At 69.8% G+C, this 17,877-nt stretch carries 17 protein-coding genes and 1 pseudogene; 5 read left to right on the top strand and 13 right to left on the bottom strand.

Features of this window, described 5'->3' with window-relative positions; all coding sequences use genetic code 11:
- Positions 1 to 163: 163 nt before the first annotated feature.
- Positions 164 to 2,647 (bottom strand): alpha-L-arabinofuranosidase C-terminal domain-containing protein, encoded by a 2,484-nt coding sequence (locus F3T56_RS39520; RefSeq protein WP_149830296.1) that lies wholly within the window; start codon positions 2,645 to 2,647, stop codon positions 164 to 166.
- A 147-nt stretch (positions 2,648 to 2,794) separates the two neighbouring features.
- Between F3T56_RS39520 and F3T56_RS39515 the strand changes: the two genes are divergently transcribed.
- Complete coding sequence (locus F3T56_RS39515; RefSeq protein WP_246204317.1) at positions 2,795 to 3,298, top strand: DUF6314 family protein; 504 nt, start codon at positions 2,795 to 2,797, stop codon at positions 3,296 to 3,298.
- Here the strand turns inward: F3T56_RS39515 and F3T56_RS39510 are convergent.
- On the bottom strand, positions 3,246 to 3,818 hold the full coding sequence (locus F3T56_RS39510) for a histidine phosphatase family protein (protein WP_149830295.1): 573 nt from the start codon (positions 3,816 to 3,818) through the stop codon (positions 3,246 to 3,248). The two genes, F3T56_RS39515 and F3T56_RS39510, sit on opposite strands and share 53 nt — an antisense overlap.
- 42 nt (positions 3,819 to 3,860) lie before the next feature.
- Complete coding sequence (locus tag F3T56_RS39505; RefSeq protein ID WP_149830294.1) at positions 3,861 to 4,328, bottom strand: GNAT family N-acetyltransferase; 468 nt, start codon at positions 4,326 to 4,328, stop codon at positions 3,861 to 3,863.
- Between the two features lie 175 nt (positions 4,329 to 4,503).
- On the opposite strand from F3T56_RS39505, the pseudogene F3T56_RS39500 reads away from it, so the two are divergent.
- Together F3T56_RS39500 and F3T56_RS39495 are read left to right on the top strand one after the other, a co-directional pair.
- A pseudogene (locus tag F3T56_RS39500) lies at positions 4,504 to 4,668 on the top strand (EamA family transporter); the annotation flags it as partial.
- Between the two features lie 88 nt (positions 4,669 to 4,756).
- Positions 4,757 to 4,951 carry a DUF1918 domain-containing protein gene (locus F3T56_RS39495; protein ID WP_149830293.1) on the top strand — a complete coding sequence of 65 codons (195 nt, stop codon included), beginning with the start codon at positions 4,757 to 4,759 and terminating at the stop codon, positions 4,949 to 4,951.
- A gap of 20 nt (positions 4,952 to 4,971) precedes the next feature.
- On the opposite strand, the gene F3T56_RS39490 is transcribed toward F3T56_RS39495, so the two are convergent.
- Positions 4,972 to 6,210, bottom strand: coding sequence for a glycoside hydrolase family 10-like protein (locus F3T56_RS39490; protein ID WP_149830292.1), 1,239 nt, complete (start codon positions 6,208 to 6,210; stop codon positions 4,972 to 4,974).
- 190 nt (positions 6,211 to 6,400) lie between these two features.
- On the opposite strand from F3T56_RS39490, the gene F3T56_RS39485 reads away from it, so the two are divergent.
- Positions 6,401 to 7,276, top strand: coding sequence for a 3-hydroxybutyryl-CoA dehydrogenase (locus F3T56_RS39485; RefSeq protein ID WP_149830291.1), 876 nt, complete (start codon positions 6,401 to 6,403; stop codon positions 7,274 to 7,276).
- Between the two features lie 212 nt (positions 7,277 to 7,488).
- Positions 7,489 to 7,746, top strand: a complete 258-nt coding sequence (locus F3T56_RS39480; RefSeq protein WP_149830290.1) for a hypothetical protein — start codon at positions 7,489 to 7,491, stop codon at positions 7,744 to 7,746.
- Positions 7,747 to 7,773: 27 nt separating this feature from the next.
- Here the strand turns inward: F3T56_RS39480 and F3T56_RS39475 are convergent, their stop codons facing one another.
- From F3T56_RS39475 to infC, 9 genes are all read right to left on the bottom strand, one after another.
- Positions 7,774 to 8,319, bottom strand: coding sequence for an NUDIX hydrolase (locus tag F3T56_RS39475; protein ID WP_149830289.1), 546 nt, complete (start codon positions 8,317 to 8,319; stop codon positions 7,774 to 7,776).
- A 119-nt stretch (positions 8,320 to 8,438) separates the two neighbouring features.
- Positions 8,439 to 9,779 (bottom strand): NsdA family TPR-like regulatory protein, encoded by a 1,341-nt coding sequence (locus F3T56_RS39470; RefSeq protein ID WP_149830288.1) that lies wholly within the window; start codon positions 9,777 to 9,779, stop codon positions 8,439 to 8,441.
- A 275-nt stretch (positions 9,780 to 10,054) separates the two neighbouring features.
- Positions 10,055 to 12,577, bottom strand: a complete 2,523-nt coding sequence (gene pheT, locus F3T56_RS39465) for a phenylalanine--tRNA ligase subunit beta (protein ID WP_149830287.1) — start codon at positions 12,575 to 12,577, stop codon at positions 10,055 to 10,057.
- A complete protein-coding gene (pheS, locus tag F3T56_RS39460) occupies positions 12,577 to 13,698 on the bottom strand; it encodes a phenylalanine--tRNA ligase subunit alpha (protein ID WP_149830286.1) in 1,122 nt (373 codons plus the stop codon). Before pheS ends, pheT begins: the two co-directional genes overlap by 1 nt.
- A gap of 135 nt (positions 13,699 to 13,833) precedes the next feature.
- Positions 13,834 to 14,979, bottom strand: coding sequence for a sensor histidine kinase (locus tag F3T56_RS39455; protein WP_149830285.1), 1,146 nt, complete (start codon positions 14,977 to 14,979; stop codon positions 13,834 to 13,836).
- Between the two features lie 53 nt (positions 14,980 to 15,032).
- Positions 15,033 to 15,887, bottom strand: a complete 855-nt coding sequence (locus tag F3T56_RS39450) for a TrmH family RNA methyltransferase (protein WP_149830284.1) — start codon at positions 15,885 to 15,887, stop codon at positions 15,033 to 15,035.
- 287 nt (positions 15,888 to 16,174) lie between these two features.
- Positions 16,175 to 16,558, bottom strand: coding sequence for a 50S ribosomal protein L20 (gene rplT, locus F3T56_RS39445; RefSeq protein WP_033531708.1), 384 nt, complete (start codon positions 16,556 to 16,558; stop codon positions 16,175 to 16,177).
- 102 nt (positions 16,559 to 16,660) lie between these two features.
- On the bottom strand, positions 16,661 to 16,855 hold the full coding sequence (gene rpmI, locus F3T56_RS39440; protein WP_004933563.1) for a 50S ribosomal protein L35: 195 nt from the start codon (positions 16,853 to 16,855) through the stop codon (positions 16,661 to 16,663).
- Between the two features lie 130 nt (positions 16,856 to 16,985).
- A complete protein-coding gene (gene infC, locus F3T56_RS39435; RefSeq protein ID WP_246204316.1) occupies positions 16,986 to 17,717 on the bottom strand; it encodes a translation initiation factor IF-3 in 732 nt (243 codons plus the stop codon).
- Between the last annotated feature and the right edge of the window lie 160 nt (positions 17,718 to 17,877).

Here is a 17,877-nt window from a genome sequence, read left to right as displayed (position 1 = left end):
CGCAGCCAGCGCCCTCCTGAAGCGGGAATGACCGATCCCGTGATCTCAACTCAGAACAGGCCCTAGCTCGTAGCTCGTAGCTCGTAGCTCGTAGCTCGTAGCTCGTAGCTCGTAAGAGGCGGCCCGAGCCCGCACAGGACCCGGGCCACCCCTCATCGCATGGTCACCTCTTCTTGATCCTCAGGAACGTCACCGAGTTCGCCGGGAACGTGTAGCTGAATTCCTCGGCCACCCCGCTGAACGTCGACGTCACCGGAGCGACCGGCGTGGCCGTCTCCGTGTTCACGGCGTTCGGCGCGGCGATGAGCGTGGTGACGCGGGCCTTCGAGCGGACCTTCGCACCGCCGAGGTCGATGGCCGTACGGGCGGCCACGGACTGGGCGTTGACGACCTTGACGATCAGGTCACCGGTCTTCGCGTCCCGCGTGACGACCTGGCGGAACGGCTCGGCCGGCTTGTCGTCGGTGAAGCTGCCCCACTCCTGGCCGTCCAGCAGCAGGGTCACCTGGCGGCCCCGCACCTTGACCTCGACGTCGTACGTACGGCCCGTCTCGATGGTCCCCGGCTTGGAGATCAGCGTGGACTTGCCACCGTCCGAGGCCTGCTCGACCGCGCTGCTGGTGTTGTTCCAGCCGCCGAGGTTCCACCAGTAGTAGTTGCCGGTGTCCTTGACGCCGAAGGCGACCAGGAAGCCCTCCTTGCCGGACTTCTTGGTGGCCTTCACCTTGAGGTCGTAGTCGTGCCAGGAGGTGTCACCGGCCGAGACCATGGTGTTCTCGGCGGCCTCATCGGTCTGCACGTACTGCCCGTCCTGGATGGACCAGCTGCCCTTGCCGGTGTGGGTCCACTTCGACGCGTCACCGCTGAAGTCGTCGCTGAGCAGGGTCGTGCCGTCCGCTGCCGTCACCTTGACATCGTCGTACGCCGCTGTCGTCGCCCAGGTCGAGAGGCCGACGGCACCTGAGATCGGGCCGCTCACGGCCGGAGTGGTCGTGGCCGTCGACGGCACCACACGGTCCCCGACGTTGTTCATGAAGAGCTTCTGGATCTCGTAGTTGGCGGAGTTCCACGACGCGTGGTTGTTGAACCAGATCATGTCGGGGCTCCACTGCACGTAGTCCTCGTTGGCGAGGAGCGGTGCGTAGGAGGCCAGCTTCACGATGTCGGCGTTGCGCTCCAGGCCGGTCATGAACGCGGCCTCGGAGAGGGCGTTCTTGAAGGCGTTGCCCCGGGAGGCGTACTCGCCGAGGAAGACCTTCGGGCCGCTGCGGTCGTAGGAGTCGTAGCGGTCGTTGTTCTGGAGGAACCACTCCGGGCTGTTGTAGTAGTGCTCGTCGACCATGTCGACGTTCGCGTCGCGGTTCAGCTTCCACGCGGTGTCGAAGGTGGTGCCCGCGTCGTCGGGGCCAGAGTTCGAGATCACCTTGATGTCGGGGTACTTCGCCTCGATGGCGGCCCGGAACTTCTGGAAGCGGGCGAAGAACTCGTTCGGCAGGTTCTCCTCGTTGCCGACGCCGAGGTGGGTGAGGCCGAAGGGCTTCGGGTGGCCCATCTGGGCCCGCTTCTTGCCCCACTCGCTGGTCACGGGTCCGTTGGCGAACTCGATGAGGTCGAGGGCGTCCTGGATGTGCCGCTGGAGCAGAGCCTCGTCGTCGGTGGCCTTGTTCTGGCCGCAGCCGGTGACGAGGGCGGGCACCACGGGCAGCGGCATCGCGCCGATGTCCTCGGAGAACTGGAAGTACTCGTAGTAGCCGAGACCATAACTCTGGTTGTAGCCCCAGAAGTTGGCGTTGGTGGCGCGCTGCTCGACGGGGCCGATGGTGTCCTTCCACTGGTACGAGCGCTTGCGCTCCCAGTTCGAGGCCTCGCTGTAGTCCTTCATGGAGCCCGTGTTGACCAGGCAGCCGCCGGGGAAGCGGACGAAGCCCGGCTTCAGGGCGGCGATCTTCTCGGCGAGGTCCTTGCGCAGGCCGTTCTTGCGGCCCTTGTAGGTGTCGTGCGGGAAGAGGGACACCTCGTCCAGGGCGGCGGCATCGGAGGAGGCGACGGCGAGACGGCCGTCGCTGCTGGTCCGGGTCGCGGTGAACGTGGCCTTGTACTTGGCCCAGCCGCCCTTGACGGCCACCTGCCGGGCCTCCGCCAGCGTGCCGTCGGCGTCCTTGAGGGTGATGGTCAGAGTCGTACCGGCCTCGGCGCGCGCCCACACCGAGAAGTCGTACGTCTTGCCCTCCTCGACGCGGACGCCGGTGTTGTAGCCGGCGTTGGTGACGGCCGAACCGGCGCCCAGGGAGAGGTAGTTGCGGTTGCGCTCGTTGAGTCGGCCGGCGTCGTTCACGACCTGCGCGGAGCCGTCGACCGCCCAGGAGGTAAGGGGGGTGTACGCGCGGTTGTCGGCGGTCGAGTACTCGAAGGACCGGTTCTGCACGAGTTCGGCGTACAGGCCGCCGTCCGCGGCCCGGTTGATGTCCTCGAAGAAGACGCCGTACATCGTGTCGTCGATCTTCGCGCCCTTGGCGGTGGGGTCGACGTTGATCGCGTAGTCGGTGATGTCCTCGGCGTGCGCGGGCGCCGGGACCGAGGCGGCCGCCACCAGGAAGGCGGTGGCGGTGAGGCCGAGTCTCCAACGGGTGCGGGTACTGCGTGGCATGGATACTCCGCGGCTCAAGTGGGGATCATGGGGTCGTTCGTTCGAAATATTGGACAATGATCAGTACATCGAACGGCAAGATAAGGAGGGTGCCGGGAGGGCGTCAACGGGTCGTGCGGGACCGAAAGTGTCGGAAGCGAGGGACGGATGGGTGTTTTCCGGCCAGTACCCGACGTACTGACCCATCTGTCCGGGAGTTGGCGGGTCACGCGGTCGGTGCGGGATCTGGCGAGCGGGGCGGAGGGGGAGTTCACCGGGAGGGCTGTTTTCAGCCCGCTGAACGACGGGGGGCTCCTCCACCGGGAATCCGGAAGTTTCCTCTGGCAGGGCGTCCGCCGCCCCGCCGAACGGACCCTGCGCTTCCTGCCGGGCCTCACGCCCGGCACGGCGGATGTACGGTTCACGGACGGCCGCCCCTTCCACGACCTGGACCTGACCGACGGCCACTGGCAGACGCACCACCCCTGCGCCGCGGACCTCTACCGGGGCGAGTTCGAGGTGTACGACGAGGACCACTGGCGCACGACATGGCGGGTCGGCGGCCCCGCGAAGGACCAGCTCCTAATCACCGACTACACACGCATGCCTGAGGCCTTCGCTACGCAGCCCCCAGCCTCAGGTTCCAGCGGCCCGGACGACCGGCGACCGTGACCGTCGACAAGGGGCGGATGTCCATGTGCCAGTACGACGACGGCGGGGCCTTCAGCGCGTAGACGAGCGCGGCGCGCAGCACGGAGGGCTCGGCCACGGCGACGATACGGCCGCCGTCGTCGAGGGGACGGGTGTCGAGCCAGCCGCCTATGCGGGAGATGAAGCCCATCAGCGACTCGCCGCCGTGCGGGGTGGAGTGGGGGTCGGCCAGCCAGGCGTCCACCGCCGAAGGCTCGCGGGCCATGGCCTCGCCGAGCGTGAAGCCACGCCAGCGGCCCATGTCGCAGTCCCGCAACGCGGGCTGGGCCAGCGGGGCGTAGCCGAGCGCGTCGCCGGTGGCCCGACTGCGGGGCGTCGGCGAGCAGTAGCGCAGCTCGGCCGCCGCCAGCGGCACCAGGTCGTGGGCGGCGCGCTGCACTTCGTCCCAGCCGGCCTGGTCCAGCGGCCGGTCGTCCTCGAAACGCTCCGCGAGCAGCGAAGAGCAGCGCGCGGCGGCGACGAACGTGACCCGAAGATGCATGCGGCGATGGTGGAACCTGGGACTCCGCAGGTCAAGGGGGCGTTACTCAGGAGTTACCCGGGGTTCGCCGGCCTCGTCGAGGAGGAGGGCCATCCACTGGTCCGGCTTGTCGAGCGCCCTGAACCCGACCTGCTCGTAGACGCCGTGCGCGTCGTGCGTGGCGAGCAGAACACGTCGCACCCCGAACGCCCTCAGGTGCTCGCGCACGGCTCCGACCAAGGCGGTGCCCAGCCCCTTCCCCCGCGCCGACCGGTCGACGTACACATCGCAGAGCCACGCGAACGTCGCCCGGTCGGTCACCACGCGGGCGTACGCGACCTGCTCCCCCGAACCCACCTCGTACACCCCGAAGTTGAGCGACCCCTCGATCGCTCGCTCCTGCTTCTCACGGGGTCGGTCGATGGCCCAGTACGCGTCGGTGGACAGCCACGTGTGGACCCGCCCGACGTCGACGCGGCCGGGGTCGGCGGATATCTCGTAGCCCTCGGGAAGGCTCAACTCGTCGCTCATGGCGGGACACTCGCAGGCCAGGAGCCCGGTGTCGAACCATTTACCGTCGCCCTCAGCCTGGCGTCGGCGAGGAGGGCCGGTTTCACGCCGTCCGCGTCCACCGGCACCGGCACGGGCGCCCCGGGGCGGCGCGAGGGCGCGCCCTCCTGCCAGGAGGTGTCGCCGACAGCTGTAGCGGAGCATGGCGGCGATCGGCATGCCCGAGGCCAGCCAGTTGCAGCCGGCGCGGGCGCTGCTCACACTGGTCTGGTCGGTGGTACTGCTGGGCGGGCGCCTGGCAGTGGCCGTCCCGCTGACGGCCGCGGTGGTGCTGGTGTGCTTCGCCGTCACTCAGCGGGCGGCGTTCGCACGGGTCGCGAGCGGGCTCCCGCGCCGTAGACTCAAGGCCACGGACCGCTGCTCCCGCACCTCGTGAGGAGGCCCCGAAGATGCGTGCAACCGTGGGCGACCAGCTTGTCCAGCACGGCAGGGTGGTCGGGCAACACGACAAGATCGGCGAGATCGTCGAAGTCCTGGGCCAGGAGGGAAACCCCCCGTACCGCGTCCGTTTCGAGGACGGGCACGAGGGTGTGTGCTCGCCCGGCCCCGACACGGAGATCCGGCACAAGGACGCGCAGCACTAGCTCAGCGCGGTGGCTCCGGTTCAGCGCGGTGGCTTCGCCGGCTGCTGGTAGTGGTCGGTGACCACCCGGGCCATCGCGCCGATCTTGTCGGCCGCGACCTCCTTGGCCGAGAAGAACACATGCCCGCGCGCCTCGGGGTGGTCACGGGCCAGGGTGAGGTGTGCCGACAGCTCGGCCGGGTCCTGCCAGGCCGCGGGCTGCGCCGGATCGCCCGCCTTGTACAGGGCCTCCCCGATGTACAGCCGGGTCCCGCTGTCACGGGCGGTCTCCGCCCACCAGGGCAGCAGCTTGGCGTAGTCGGCGGCGGCGAAGCCGATGTTCCAGTACAGCTGTGGCACGAGGTAGTCGATCCAGTTCTCCTGGACCCATTTCCTCGTGTCCGCGTACAGGTCGTCGTACGTCTGCACGCCCGCCCGGGTGTCCGAGCCCCGCTCGTCGGTGGCGACGTTGCGCCACACGCCGAAGGGGCTGATGCCGAACTGCGTGCCGGGGCGGATCCGCTTGATGCCCTTCGCCATCTCCCGCACCAGCTTGTCGATGTTGTCGCGCCGCCAGTCGGCCCGGTTGGAGAAGCTCCCGCCGTACTGGTCGTACGCCTCGTCGTCGTCGAAGACCTGGCCCGCGACCGGGTACGGGTAGAAGTAGTCGTCGAAGTGCACGGCGTCGATCGGATACTTCCGTACGGCGTCGAGCATGGCCTTCTGGACGAAGGCGCGGACGGCGGGGATCCCGGGGTTGTAGTAGAGCTTGCCGCCGTAGGGGAGGACCCAGCCCGGGTTCTCGCGGGCGGGGTGGCCCGCCGCCAGCCGGCTGGGGTCGGTGTGGTTGGCGACCCGGTACGGGTTGAACCAGGCGTGCAGCTCGAGACCGCGGGCGTGGGCCTCCTCGACGGCCGTGCCCAGCGGGTCCCAGCCGGGGTCCTGGCCCTGGGTGCCGGTGAGGTACTGCGACCAGGGCTCGTACGGGGAGGGCCAGAGCGCGTCGGCGGTGGGGCGGACCTGGAAGATCACCGTGTTGAGGCGGCGCTCCACGGCGGTGTCGAGGTGCGCGAGGAGCTCGGCACGCTGTTCGTCGGCGGTCAGGCCCGGCTTGGAGGGCCAGTCCCGGTTGACGACCGTGGCCAGCCACATGCCGCGCATTTCGCCGCCTGCCCGCCGACGCGGGCTCGGGTCCCCGCCGGCGATGGCCGTGCCGGCCGCCACCCCGCCCGCCGCCACGAGCGTCACCGCCGCGGTCGCCCAGAACGCCCGTCGTGACATCCGTGGCTTCCGATGCATCCTCGTACCTCCGCGTACCGCCGTGCGCCCCCTGTATCGCGCACTGTTCCCCGCCAGCCTTCCATGCGGCACCCGGGATACTGATCAGTAGCCGACGCGGGTAACGTGCAGGTTTGGCGCAGGCCCACAACAGGGGGATCCGCCAGGCACGTAGACCAGTGAAAGGGACGATGTGACGTACATCCCCGCGGGAGACATCGCGCGCGTCGGAGTCGTGGGCTGCGGCCAGATGGGAGCGGGCATCGCCGAGGTGTGCGCCCGCGCCGGTCTGGACGTGAAGGTCGCCGAGACCAACGGCGAGGCCCTGGAGATCGGCCGTACCCGGCTGTTCAACTCCCTGTCCAAGGCGGCCGGGCGCGGAAAGATCACCGAGGAGGAGCGGGCGACCACCCAGGCGCGGCTGAGCTTCACCACCGACCTCGGCGAGTTCGCCGACCGTGATCTCGTCATCGAGGCGGTCGTGGAGAACGAACAGGTGAAGACCCAGATCTTCCAGGTGCTCGACCAGGTGATGACCCGCCCGGACGCCATCCTCGCGTCCAACACCTCCTCGATCCCGCTGGTGAAGCTCGCGGTCGCCACCTCGCGGCCCGACCACGTCATCGGCATCCACTTCTTCAACCCGGCCCCGGTGCAGAAGCTCGTCGAGCTGATCCCGGCGCTCACCACCTCCGAGGGCACCCTCAGCCGGGCGCAGCTCTTCGCCGAGAAGGTGCTCGGCAAGCACACGGTCCGCGCCCAGGACCGCTCGGGCTTCGTGGTCAACGCGCTGCTCGTGCCGTATCTGCTCTCCGCGATCCGTATGTTCGAGTCGGGCATCGCGGGCCGCGAGGACATCGACAACGGCATGGAGCTGGGCTGCGCCCACCCGATGGGCCCGCTGAAGCTGTCCGATCTGATCGGCCTGGACACCATCGTCTCCATCGCCAACTCGATGTACGAGGAGTACAAGGAACCGCTGTACGCCGCTCCCCCGCTGCTCCAGCGCATGGTCGACGCGGGCCGCCTCGGCCGGAAGACGGGCTCGGGCTTCTACACGTACGCCTGATCACAGACCGTGGTCACTCGATCACCTGATCACAGAGCGTGGGCATTGCGGGCCCGGCACCGGAAACGGTGCCGGGCCCGCGGCATTCACACACCGTGTGCGCGGCGGACACGCATATGCCGTCCGCACACGCTCCCCACCCGTCGACCAGGCGAGTTGACTTGCCGTGCGCATGCAAGGGATGGAAAACGACTACAGAAAGGAGCGGACTCGTGGCCATCGACCCCGAGCATCCCGTGCCCCACGGCGAACTCGCAGAGTTACGCCGTCGCCTGGATGTGGCGCACACACGCGTCGAAGGAGGGCTGACCCTGCTGAGTCACCGCGCCGAACAGACCGCCAAGGATCTCGACGACCTGAGCACCCGTGTCGTCAACCTGGAGCACTCCCGCTGGCCGCTGCCCGCCGTCGTGGCTCTCGCGGCCGTGGGCGCCCTGGTGGTGTCGATCTGGCAGGTCGTCGGCCGCTGAGCCGTTCGGACGGGACGCGCGGGGGGATCATGGCTTGGCGTCCTGCCCGAGCCTCAGATGGTGCAGGAGGAGCAGCGCGGCCGCCATGTTGGCGGCCGGGACCTCACCGCGGGCGACCATGTCGGGAACGAGCTTGAGGGAGACCCATTCCCTGCGGTCCGACTCGAAGTCGTCCACGGGGTGACCGACGTAGGCGCCCTCGTCGGCCCAGTAGATGTGGTGCCGGGCGTCGGTGAGCCCGTTGGAGGGCTCGACGCTCATCAGGTGGTGCAGGGGTCCCGGCCGCCATCCGGTCTCCTCCTCCAGTTCGCGGGCCGCCGCTACGGCGATGTCCTCGCCGTCCTCGACGACACCCGCCGCGAGCTCCCAACCCCAGCTGTCGGTGATGAAGCGGTGCCGCCACAGGAGCAGTACCTCGTTGGCCTCGTTGACGACGGTGGCCACGGCCACCGGCCGCAGCCGTATCAGGAAGTGATCGAGGTGCCGCCCGTCCGGCAGCGCGACATCTGCGAGATTGACGCTGAACCAGCGGTTCGAATACACAGTTTGTTCGTTCTGTTTCGTCCACTGCATGGTTCTGCCACCTTCCGCCGAGTAAGTGGCAATATCGCAGCAGGAGCCTTCTGACAGCAGGCGCACAGCCGGTGCACGGCGGGTGCGCGGCCGGGCCCGGAGCGTGGCGGAGGGCGGCCTCAGAGCGGTACGCGCAGTGCTCCGTCGATGAGTTCGGCGGCTTCGGCGGTCCCCGCGCAGCCGCTGCGCACGAGGTGTTCGCGTACCGCCCGCAGTCTGTCACGCAGGCGCATGGACTCCATTCCGCGCGCCCGCTCGGCCATTTCGACCGCGCTCGCCACCGCCTTGTCCGCGTTGCCCTGCCTCAACTCGATCTGGCTGAGCATCGCGAGCCGGTGCACACGCCCCCTGTCGTGCGCCGGGTTGTCGACGGCTGCCGCGGCGTGCTCTGCGGCGGCGGCCAGGTCGCCGAGGCTGAGCAGCGCCTCCGCCACCTGTACGTTGACGAGGCCGGGTTGGACATAGCCGGTCTCATCGGGTTCGTACCCGCGACGGATGCGCTCGGCGGCCTGTTCCGCCCGCCGGATGCAGGACAGCGCGCTCGTGCCGTCGCCGAGGTGCGCATACGCCTTGGCCTGCATCGCGTACAGGTCGGAGGCGAGCGCCGGGGTGATGTGCTTGCCGGCGGTGCGCAGCGCGGCCTCGGCGAAGGCGACGGCCTGCCGGTACTCCTTCATGAACAGCGCCTGGTTGACGAGCAGCGCGATCACATAGGCCCCGAGCCCCCGGTCTCCGCTCGCCTTCGCCAGCCTGAGTGCCTGATGGAAGTACCGCTGGGCGAGCCCATGGGCGTCGGAGTCGTACGCGCAGATCCCGGCGACCGCCACCAACCCACCGGTGGCCCGGTGCAGTTGGCGCCCGGTGGCGTCGGTGTAGCTGCCGCGCAGCAGGGGCGCGGCCTCGGCATTGAGGAACCCGACGATGCGCGTACGGGTCGCTATGCCGCCCGCCTTGCGGTACATCTGCTCGTAGTGGCTGCGGGCCGCCCGCAGCATCTCGATGTCGGCCATGCTGACCTGGTGCCGCCCGCCGCGCGAGACGTCGACGTCCTCCGGCGGGTTCTCCCACTCCCACACGGGCATCACGGCGGGCGTCCCGGTGACGGCCGGGGCACCGAGGACATGCGGCCGCTGCTGTTCGTCGGAGCGCCACAGGGCGGTGGCCCGCTCCACGAAACCCGAGAGCCCGGCACCGTGCTGGGAGGTGGGCTCGCCGGGCACGCCGAGTCCGATGTCGTCGAGGGTGACGGTCCGGTGCAGTCGCGCTGCGAGCACCTCGCAGATCAGGTCGGGCACCTGCCCGCGCGGCCGCTGCCCCTTCAACCACCGTGCCACGGCGGTGTGTTCATACCTCAGCGAGAGCCCTCTCGCCCGCCCCGCCTGGTTGACATGCGCGGCGAGCCCGGCGTGGGAAACACCGGCCTCGTCGAGAATCGCGTCGAGCAGGGTATTGGGCTGCATGGAGGCCCTCCGGTGGCTCGGTGCCGGCGATTGGCAGCGTAGCGCCTCCGGCGGTGGCCGGGCGACTAAGGACCGGGGACTGAGGGTGGCTTGTCGACTGCGGGTAGGTGGGGGCTGGTCGCGCCCACGCGGCGGAGCCGCATATCGACACAGCCCCGCGTCCCTAAAAAGCTCCGCGCGCCACCCACATGCTGTTAAGGGCGGGGAACTGCGCGACCAGCCACGAACTACCCGCAGCCGCCGACGAAATCGCAGCTCCCCGCCCCTTGGGCGCCCTAACTCCGCAGAACCGCCCCGGTACGCTCGCCCGCGAGGGCGACCGCCGCATCCCGGGCGGCCGAAGCCTCGTCCACGGTCAGCGTGCGATCCCCGGCCCGGAAGCGAAGCGCGTACGCCAGTGACTTGCGCCCCTCTCCCAACTGCTCGGCGTTCTCGTACACGTCGAACAGCCGGATGCCCTCCAGGAGTTCACCCGCGCCCTCCCGCAGCGCGGCCTCGACGTCGGCGTGCGGCAAGAACTCGTCGACGACGAGGGCGACATCCTGTGTGGCGACGGGGAACGTGGAGATGCCCGGTGCCTGCGGGGCGTCGTCGCCGACCGCCTCCAGCGCGTCCAGGTTCAGCTCCATCGCGCAGGTACGGGCGGGCAGCCCCAGCGCCTTCACGACGCGCGGGTGCAGTTCACCGGCGTGGCCGATGACCCGCTCGGCTCCGTCCACGGTGATCGCCAGCGCGGCGCACCGGCCCGGATGCCAGGGCCCGTACTGCCCCTTGCGGACGGCCAGTTCGGCACCGGCCTCACGGGCGACCGCGCGCCCCGCCTCGACGGCGTCGGCCCAGACTGCCGGACGGCCCTTGCCCCACCAGCCGGCCTGCTCACGGGCCCCGGCGAGGACGACGGCGACGTGCCGCGGCTGCTCGGGGAGCACGGCGTTCAGCGCGGCGATCTCCTCGTCGGTCGGACGCCGGTCGACGGGCAGGTGCCCGGCGACGCCCTGCTCCGCACGCAGGTGGAACACCAGACCCGTCTCGAACAGGGCCAGATCGTGCGAACCCCGTCCGTCGTTGCGCCGCAGCGCACCGAGCAGGCCCGGCAGCAGCGACGTACGGAGCGCGGGCTCCTCGTCGTTGAGCGGGTTGGTGAGCTTGACGACGCGGCGGGCCGGGTCGTCGGCGTCCAGGCCGAGCTGGTCGAAGATCTGCTCGTTGATGAACGGGTAGTTGGGCGCCTCGACGTACCCGGCGCCGGCCAGCGCCCGGCCGACGCGGCGGTGCAGCCGCTGCCGGTGGGTCAGGCCGCGGCCCGACGGGGGCTTGGGCAGCGTGGAGGGCAGGTTCTCGTAGCCCTCCAGGCGGATGACCTCCTCGGCGAGATCGTTGATCTCGGCGAGGTCGGGCCGCCAGGACGGCACCGTGACGATCAGCTCGTCCTGCCCGTAGACATCGCAGCCGACCTCCTGGAGGCGGCGTACGACGATCTCGCGGCCGTAGGTGACGCCCGCGACCTTGTCCGGGTGGTCCGCCGGCATGGTGATCGTGTGCGGCGCGGAGGGCGCGGTCGCCTCGGTGACGCCCGCGTCGGCCGTGCCGCCCGCGAGGAGCACCAGCAGGTCGACCGTGCGCTGGGCGGCGGCGGCCGCGGCCTGCGGGTCGACGCCGCGCTCGAAGCGGCGGGACGCCTCCGACGACAGCTTGTGACGGCGAGCCGTGCGCGCGATGGCGACCTGGTCGAAGTGGGCGGCCTCGATGACGACCTCGGTGGACGCGTTCGCCCCGTTCTCGGTGGCATCGTGGTCGGCGATCTCGGTGTTGGCACCGCCCATCACGCCCGCGAGCCCGATCGGGCCGCGGTCGTCGGTGATGACGAGGTCCTCGGCGTGCAGGGCGCGCGTGACCCCGTCGAGGGTGACGATCTTCTCGCCCTCCGCGGCCCGGCGTACGCCGATGGTGCCCTGGACCAGCCCCCGGTCGTAGGCGTGCAGCGGCTGGCCGAGCTCCATCATCACGTAGTTGGTGATGTCGACGGCGAGGGAGATCGGGCGCATGCCGACCTTCTGCAGCCGGCGCTTGAGCCAGATCGGGGAGCGCGCCTCCGGGTCGAGCCCGGTGACGGTGCGGGCGGTGAAGCGGTCGCAGCCGAGCGGGTCGGAGACCTGGACCGGGTGGCCGAAGGCGTTCGGGCCCGGGACGTCGAGGAGCGCCGGGTCGCGCAGCGGCAGGCCGTAGGCGATGGCGGTCTCGCGGGCGACGCCGCGGATCGACAGGCAGTCGCCACGGTTGGCGGTGACGGCGATGTCGAGGACCTCGTCGACCAGCTCCAGCAGCTCGACGGCGTCCTTGCCGACCTCGGTCTCCGGCGGCAGCACGATGATGCCCTTGGTGCCGTCGTCGCCCATGCCCAGCTCGTCGCTGGAGCAGATCATGCCGTGCGAGTTGCGGCCGTAGGTCTTGCGGGCGGAGATCGCGAAGCCACCGGGCAGTTCGGCGCCGGGGAGGACGACCACGACCTTGTCGCCGACGGCGAAGTTGCGGGCGCCGCAGACGATCTCCTGGGGCTCTCCGGTGCCGTTGGCGGTGCCGACGTCGACGGTGCAGAAGCGGATCGGCTTCTTGAAGCCCTCCAGCTCCTCGATGGTCAGTACCTGGCCGACGACGAGGGGGCCCTTGAGGCCGTCGCCGAGCTGCTCGACCGTCTCGACCTCCAGGCCGGCCGAAATGAGCTTGGCCTGGACGTCACGGCCGGTCTCGGTGGCCGGCAGGTCGACGTACTCCCGCAGCCAAGAAAGCGGGACCCGCATCAGATCTCCATCCCGAAGGGCCGAGTGAACCGGACGTCACCCTCGACCATGTCTCGCATGTCTTCGACGTTGTGGCGGAACATCAGCATCCGCTCGATGCCGAACCCGAAGGCGAACCCGCTGTACTTCTCGGGATCGACACCGCAGGCGGTCAGCACCTTGGGGTTGACCATGCCGCAGCCGCCGAGCTCGATCCAGCCCTCGCTGGAGCAGGTGCGGCAGGGCCGGTCGGGGTTGCCGACGGACTCGCCGCGGCAGACGTAGCACACCATGTCCATCTCGGCGGACGGCTCGGTGAACGGGAAGAAGTTCGGCCGCAGCCGCGTCTTCATGCCCTCGCCGAACAGCGACTGGACCATGTGGTCCATCGTGCCCTTGAGGTCGGCCATGGTCAGGCCCTCGTCGACGGCCAGCAGCTCGACCTGGCGGAAGACCGGGGTGTGGGTGGCGTCCAGCTCGTCGGTGCGGTAGACGACGCCGGGGCAGATCACGTACACCGGCAGCTCACGGTCGAGCAGGGAGCGGATCTGCACGGGCGAGGTGTGGGTGCGCAGCACGACGCCGGACTCGGTGCCGCCCTCGGGGCCCTGCACAAAGAACGTGTCGGCCTCGCCGCGGGCCGGGTGGTCCGGGCCGATGTTGAGGGCGTCGAAGTTGAACCACTCGGCCTCGACCTGCGGGCCCTCGGCGACCTCGTAGCCCATGGCCACGAAGATGTCCTCGATGCGCTCCGAGAGCGTGGTCAGCGGGTGGCGGGCGCCGGCCGGTACGCGGTCGTACGGCAGCGTGACGTCCACCGCCTCCTCGACCAGCACGCGTGCGTCGCGCTCGGCCTCCAGCTCGGTCTGGCGGGCGGCGAGGCCCTTGTTCACGGCGCCGCGGGCCTGGCCGACCAGCTTTCCGGCGGCGGCCTTGGCATGCGGGGGCAGGGCGCCGATCTCGCGGTTGGCGAGCGCCAGCGGGGAGGTGCCCCCGGTGTGGGCGACCTTGGCCTCCTGGAGCGCGTCGAGGGAGTCCGCGGCGGCGAAGGCGGCGAGCGCCTCGTCCCGCATGCGCTCGATTTCTTCCGGTTTCAACGCCTCGACCTCGACAGGGTCGTACGACTTATTCGGTGCCGACATCTCTTCCCGTGCTTCCGATTGGCTGGCGGATGGTCCCCGTACCGACTCGTGGACAGTGCGTCACGGTTTTTGGGACACAAAGGTGCCAAAGACCGAGTCTAACGGGGTTGAGGTGGACGAACGCGCCCGTGGTGCTCACGCCAGATAGGCCGGGGCCCCCACGGGCAACGTAAATCGGAACTCGGCGCCGCCGCCGGGGGCGCGTCCGACCGTGATGGTGCCGCCGTGGGCCTCGACGATGCCCTTGACGATGTACAGCCCGAGGCCGGTGCCGCCGCGCTTGCTGCCCCGCCAGAAGCGGGTGAAGACGCGGTTCATGGACTCCTCCGGGATGCCGGTGCCCTCGTCGCTCACGATGACCGACGTGGCAGCATGTGGATGGCCGTCCCCTTCCCGGGGGGACGCGGCGGGCGTGACGTCAATCGTGACGGTTCCCTCGCCGTGCCGCACCGCATTTTCCAGCAGGTTGCTCAGCACCTGGTCGATCTTGTCGGGGTCCGCCCACAGGCTGGGCAGCGGCTGCTCGATCCGCAGCAGGAACCGGTCGGCGGGCTGGCCCGCGGCGACGTACGCCTGGATGTGCCGTCCGACGGCCGCGCCTATGTCGACGGGCTGGCGTCGCACTTCGAGCCGTCCGGAGTCGATGCGTGAGATGTCGAGCAGCTCGGCGATGAGCCGGGTGACCCGGTTGGCGTCGGCGTCGACGGTCTCCAGCATCAGCTTTTTCTGGTCATCGGTGAACCGCTCCCACTTGGCCAGCAGGGTCGCGGTGAACCCCTTCACGGACGTCAGCGGCGAGCGCAGTTCGTGGGCGACCGTGGCGATCAGCTCGGCGTGGCTGCGCTCGGTGCGGCGGCGGGCCTCGGTGTCGCGGAGGGAGACGACGACCCGGCGGACGGGGCCGGTGGGCTCGGTACGGATGTAGCGCGCCGATACGAGGACTTCGCGCGCCCCCGGCAGGAGCAGGTTCCGCTCGGGCTGTCCGACCCGGATCGCGAGCCCCCCGTACGGGTCGGTCAGCTGCCACCAGCGGCGGCCTTCGAGGTCCTCTAATGGCAGGGCGCGTTCGAGGGTGCGGCCGAGGGCGTCAGCGGCGGCCGTGGCGGTGATGCGGGCGGCGGCGGCATTGAAGCAGATCACACGGCCCTGTTCATCGGCGACGACGAGTCCGTCGGGGAGCTCGTCGGGGTCGATGCCGAGCTCGGCGGGATCACCGTGCCGGGTCGCGGGCGTGGCAGGCACATCGCGTCCCCCCAGTGTGCTGCTCGTGCCGACCCTCATCCCCGTACCCCACCTCTCGCGTTGTGCAGTGGGCCCCCGAGCCCGTCACCCTACTAGCTGGGAGTGACGGTGCGGCACCCTCCGAAGGCGCGCTGCGCACGGGCGGACGCGTAGAGACATACGGCGGCGGCCGTCGCGAGGTTCAGGCTCTCGGCCTTTCCGTGGATGGGCACGCGGACGACGGCGTCGGTCAGCGCCCGCGTCTCCTCGGGCAGCCCCCAGGCCTCGTTCCCGAACACCCAGGCCGTGGGCCCGCCCATGGTCCCCTTGTCCAGCTCGTCGTCCAGGTCGTCCTCCCCCGCCCCGTCCGCGGCGAGGATCCGTACCCCGGCGTCCTTGAGCCCCGCGACAGCCTGCTCGACCGGCACCCCGACGGCGACCGGCAGATGGAACAACGAGCCGACGGAGGCGCGCACGGCCTTGGGGTTGTAGAGGTCGACGGACGCGTCGGAGAGCACGACCGCCTCCGCCCCCGCGGCATCCGCACACCGCAGTACGGTGCCGGCGTTCCCCGGATCTCGTACGTGGGCGAGTACGGCGACGAGCTTGGGCCGGGCCGCGAGGACGTCCTCGAACGGCGTGTCGAGGAACCGGCAGATCCCGACGAGGCCCTGCGGGGTGACGGTGGTGGAGATATCGGCGATGACCGCCTCATCGGCGAGGTGGATGCGGGCGCCGACGTCCCGGGCCTCCCCCACGATGTCGGCGTACCGCTCCGCGGCCTCGACCGTGGCGAACAACTCGACCAGCGTGGGTGTCCCGTCCACCTGATGCCCCGCCGCCTCCCGCACGGCCTGCGGGCCCTCCGCGAGGAACAGGCGGTCCTTCCCCCTGAAGTTCCGCTTGGCGAGCCGCCGCGCGGCGGAGACGCGCGCGGAACGCGGTGAGATCAACTCGGGGGCGGGCATGGGTCACCTTCGGTGGGAGGGATGGGGAGGGGGTGGGGCGCCTGAGAGTTCGGGAGGTGGGGGTCGTAGGGCGGCTGCGGCTGAGTGGGGGCTGGTCGCGCAGTTCCCCGCGCCCCTTGAAAGCCCCGGGCGCGACCCATGCCGTCAAGGGGCGCGGGGAACTGCGCGAGCAACCCACCACAACCCGCACGTACAAGCGCACTCCAGACACCCCGGCACCAAACGCCGGGACCCGCAGACCCTAGGGGGCCTGCGGGTCCTTCGGCGGCTAAGGCCAGCGCCAGCGGTCACGCAGCCTTGGGCGCGTTCACATCCGCCGGCAGCGCCTTCTGGGCGACCTCGACCAGCGCGGCGAACGCGGTGGCGTCGTTGACGGCCAGCTCGGCGAGGATCTTGCGGTCGACCTCGATGTTCGCGGCCTTCAGACCCTGGATGAAGCGGTTGTACGTGATGCCGTTGGCGCGGGCAGCGGCGTTGATGCGCTGGATCCACAGCTGACGGAAGTCGCCCTTGCGCTTCTTGCGGTCGTTGTAGTTGTAGACCAGCGAGTGGGTGACCTGCTCCTTGGCCTTGCGGTACAGACGCGAACGCTGACCGCGGTAGCCGGAGGCCTGCTCGAGGATCGCCCGGCGCTTCTTGTGGGCGTTGACTGCCCGCTTGACGCGTGCCACTTTTTACTCCTTGTAGCGGGGCCGTGGTGGTCTTCACACGACCCGGAATCGATTGGGTCCCGGTCCTGACGTACGGCGCTCCCGGGGGGGGCGCCGCTCACATCACTTGCCGAGAAGCTTCTTGATCTTCGCGGCGTCGCCCGGGGCCATCTCGGCGTTGCCGGTGAGGCGACGCGTCACGCGGGACGACTTGTGCTCGAGCAGGTGGCGCTTGCCGGCGCGCTCACGGAGCACCTTGCCGGAGCCGGTGACCTTGAAGCGCTTGCTGGCACCGCTGTGCGACTTGTTCTTCGGCATAGCGCCGTTCTCTCCTCGTCAGTGGCGCTCCCGTGCCCGGTCGCTAAACCGGGCACGACGGAACGTCATATCTATCGGTTGACACCCTGGACTCGCGCCCAGGGTTTCCCCGGGCTCGCACCCGGGGGACTTACGCCTCGGCAGGCTCCTCGGCCGGCGCCTCGGACGGTACGTCCTCGTCGGACGGTGCGTCCGCGTCGGCGGCGTTCTGCGACTTGCCGGGGTTGGCCTTCGCTTCCGCCTTCCGAGCTTCCTGCGCCTGGCGGGCCTCGGCCATCGCCTCGGTCTTCTTCTTGTGCGGACCGAGAACCATGATCATGTTGCGGCCGTCCTGCTTGGGGTTCGACTCGACGAACCCGAGCTCCTGGACATCCTCCGCGAGACGCTGCAGCAGTCGGTAGCCCAGCTCGGGCCGGGACTGCTCGCGACCACGGAACATGATCGTGATCTTGACCTTGTCGCCCTGCTTGAGGAACCGGACGACGTGACCCTTCTTGGTGTCATAGTCGTGCGGGTCGATCTTCGGCCGGAGCTTCATCTCCTTGATGACCGTGTGCGCCTGGTTCTTGCGCGCCTCACGGGCCTTCATGGCCGACTCGTACTTGAACTTCCCGTAGTCCATGAGCTTGCAGACCGGTGGACGCGCGTTCGCGGCCACCTCGACCAGGTCGAGGTCGTACTCCTGCGCAAGCTCCAGGGCCTTGGCAAGCGGAACAATCCCGACCTGCTCGCCGCTGGGACCGACAAGTCGCACCTCGGGAACGCGAATCCGGTCGTTGATGCGGGGCTCGGCGCTGATGGATCCTCCTCGGTAGCACCCCACGACGGTCTGGCGGACCGCCGCGTAATGTCTGGTTGACATAGGGACCAACCATCAGGGCGCATGAAAAATGCCCCGGACGGTACACAGGCGGGGCTCCAAGCACTGCCGGAGCACCGCCGCGGTGTTCCGCGGGGCGCACTTCGGACGACTCCACCGTCCGTACGGAACGGTGGGGGCCGTCTGACCGGGTGACCTGCCT

It is taken from the genome of Streptomyces tailanensis (assembly GCF_008386495.1).
In the GTDB taxonomy this organism is placed as follows: Bacteria; Actinomycetota; Actinomycetes; order Streptomycetales; family Streptomycetaceae; genus Streptomyces; species Streptomyces tailanensis.
The sequence above is the reverse complement of the archived record's forward strand: the minus strand, read 5'-3'. Positions and strand labels throughout refer to the sequence as shown.

Excerpts from the sequence above, each read along its gene's own strand:
- F3T56_RS39520 (WP_149830296.1), bottom strand. The coding sequence starts at position 2,647 with ATGCCACGCAGTACCCGCACCCGTTGGAGACTCGGCCTCACCGCCACC.
- F3T56_RS39515 (WP_246204317.1), top strand. The coding sequence starts at position 2,795 with ATGGGTGTTTTCCGGCCAGTACCCGACGTACTGACCCATCTGTCCGGG.
- F3T56_RS39510 (WP_149830295.1), bottom strand. The coding sequence starts at position 3,818 with ATGCATCTTCGGGTCACGTTCGTCGCCGCCGCGCGCTGCTCTTCGCTG.
- F3T56_RS39505 (WP_149830294.1), bottom strand. The coding sequence starts at position 4,328 with ATGAGCGACGAGTTGAGCCTTCCCGAGGGCTACGAGATATCCGCCGAC.
- F3T56_RS39495 (WP_149830293.1), top strand. The coding sequence starts at position 4,757 with ATGCGTGCAACCGTGGGCGACCAGCTTGTCCAGCACGGCAGGGTGGTC.
- F3T56_RS39490 (WP_149830292.1), bottom strand. The coding sequence starts at position 6,210 with ATGTCACGACGGGCGTTCTGGGCGACCGCGGCGGTGACGCTCGTGGCG.
- F3T56_RS39475 (WP_149830289.1), bottom strand. The coding sequence starts at position 8,319 with ATGCAGTGGACGAAACAGAACGAACAAACTGTGTATTCGAACCGCTGG.
- F3T56_RS39470 (WP_149830288.1), bottom strand. The coding sequence starts at position 9,779 with ATGCAGCCCAATACCCTGCTCGACGCGATTCTCGACGAGGCCGGTGTT.
- pheT (WP_149830287.1), bottom strand. The coding sequence starts at position 12,577 with ATGCGGGTCCCGCTTTCTTGGCTGCGGGAGTACGTCGACCTGCCGGCC.
- pheS (WP_149830286.1), bottom strand. The coding sequence starts at position 13,698 with ATGTCGGCACCGAATAAGTCGTACGACCCTGTCGAGGTCGAGGCGTTG.
- F3T56_RS39455 (WP_149830285.1), bottom strand. The coding sequence starts at position 14,979 with ATGAGGGTCGGCACGAGCAGCACACTGGGGGGACGCGATGTGCCTGCC.
- F3T56_RS39450 (WP_149830284.1), bottom strand. The coding sequence starts at position 15,887 with ATGCCCGCCCCCGAGTTGATCTCACCGCGTTCCGCGCGCGTCTCCGCC.
- rpmI (WP_004933563.1), bottom strand. The coding sequence starts at position 16,855 with ATGCCGAAGAACAAGTCGCACAGCGGTGCCAGCAAGCGCTTCAAGGTC.
- infC (WP_246204316.1), bottom strand. The coding sequence starts at position 17,717 with ATGTCAACCAGACATTACGCGGCGGTCCGCCAGACCGTCGTGGGGTGC.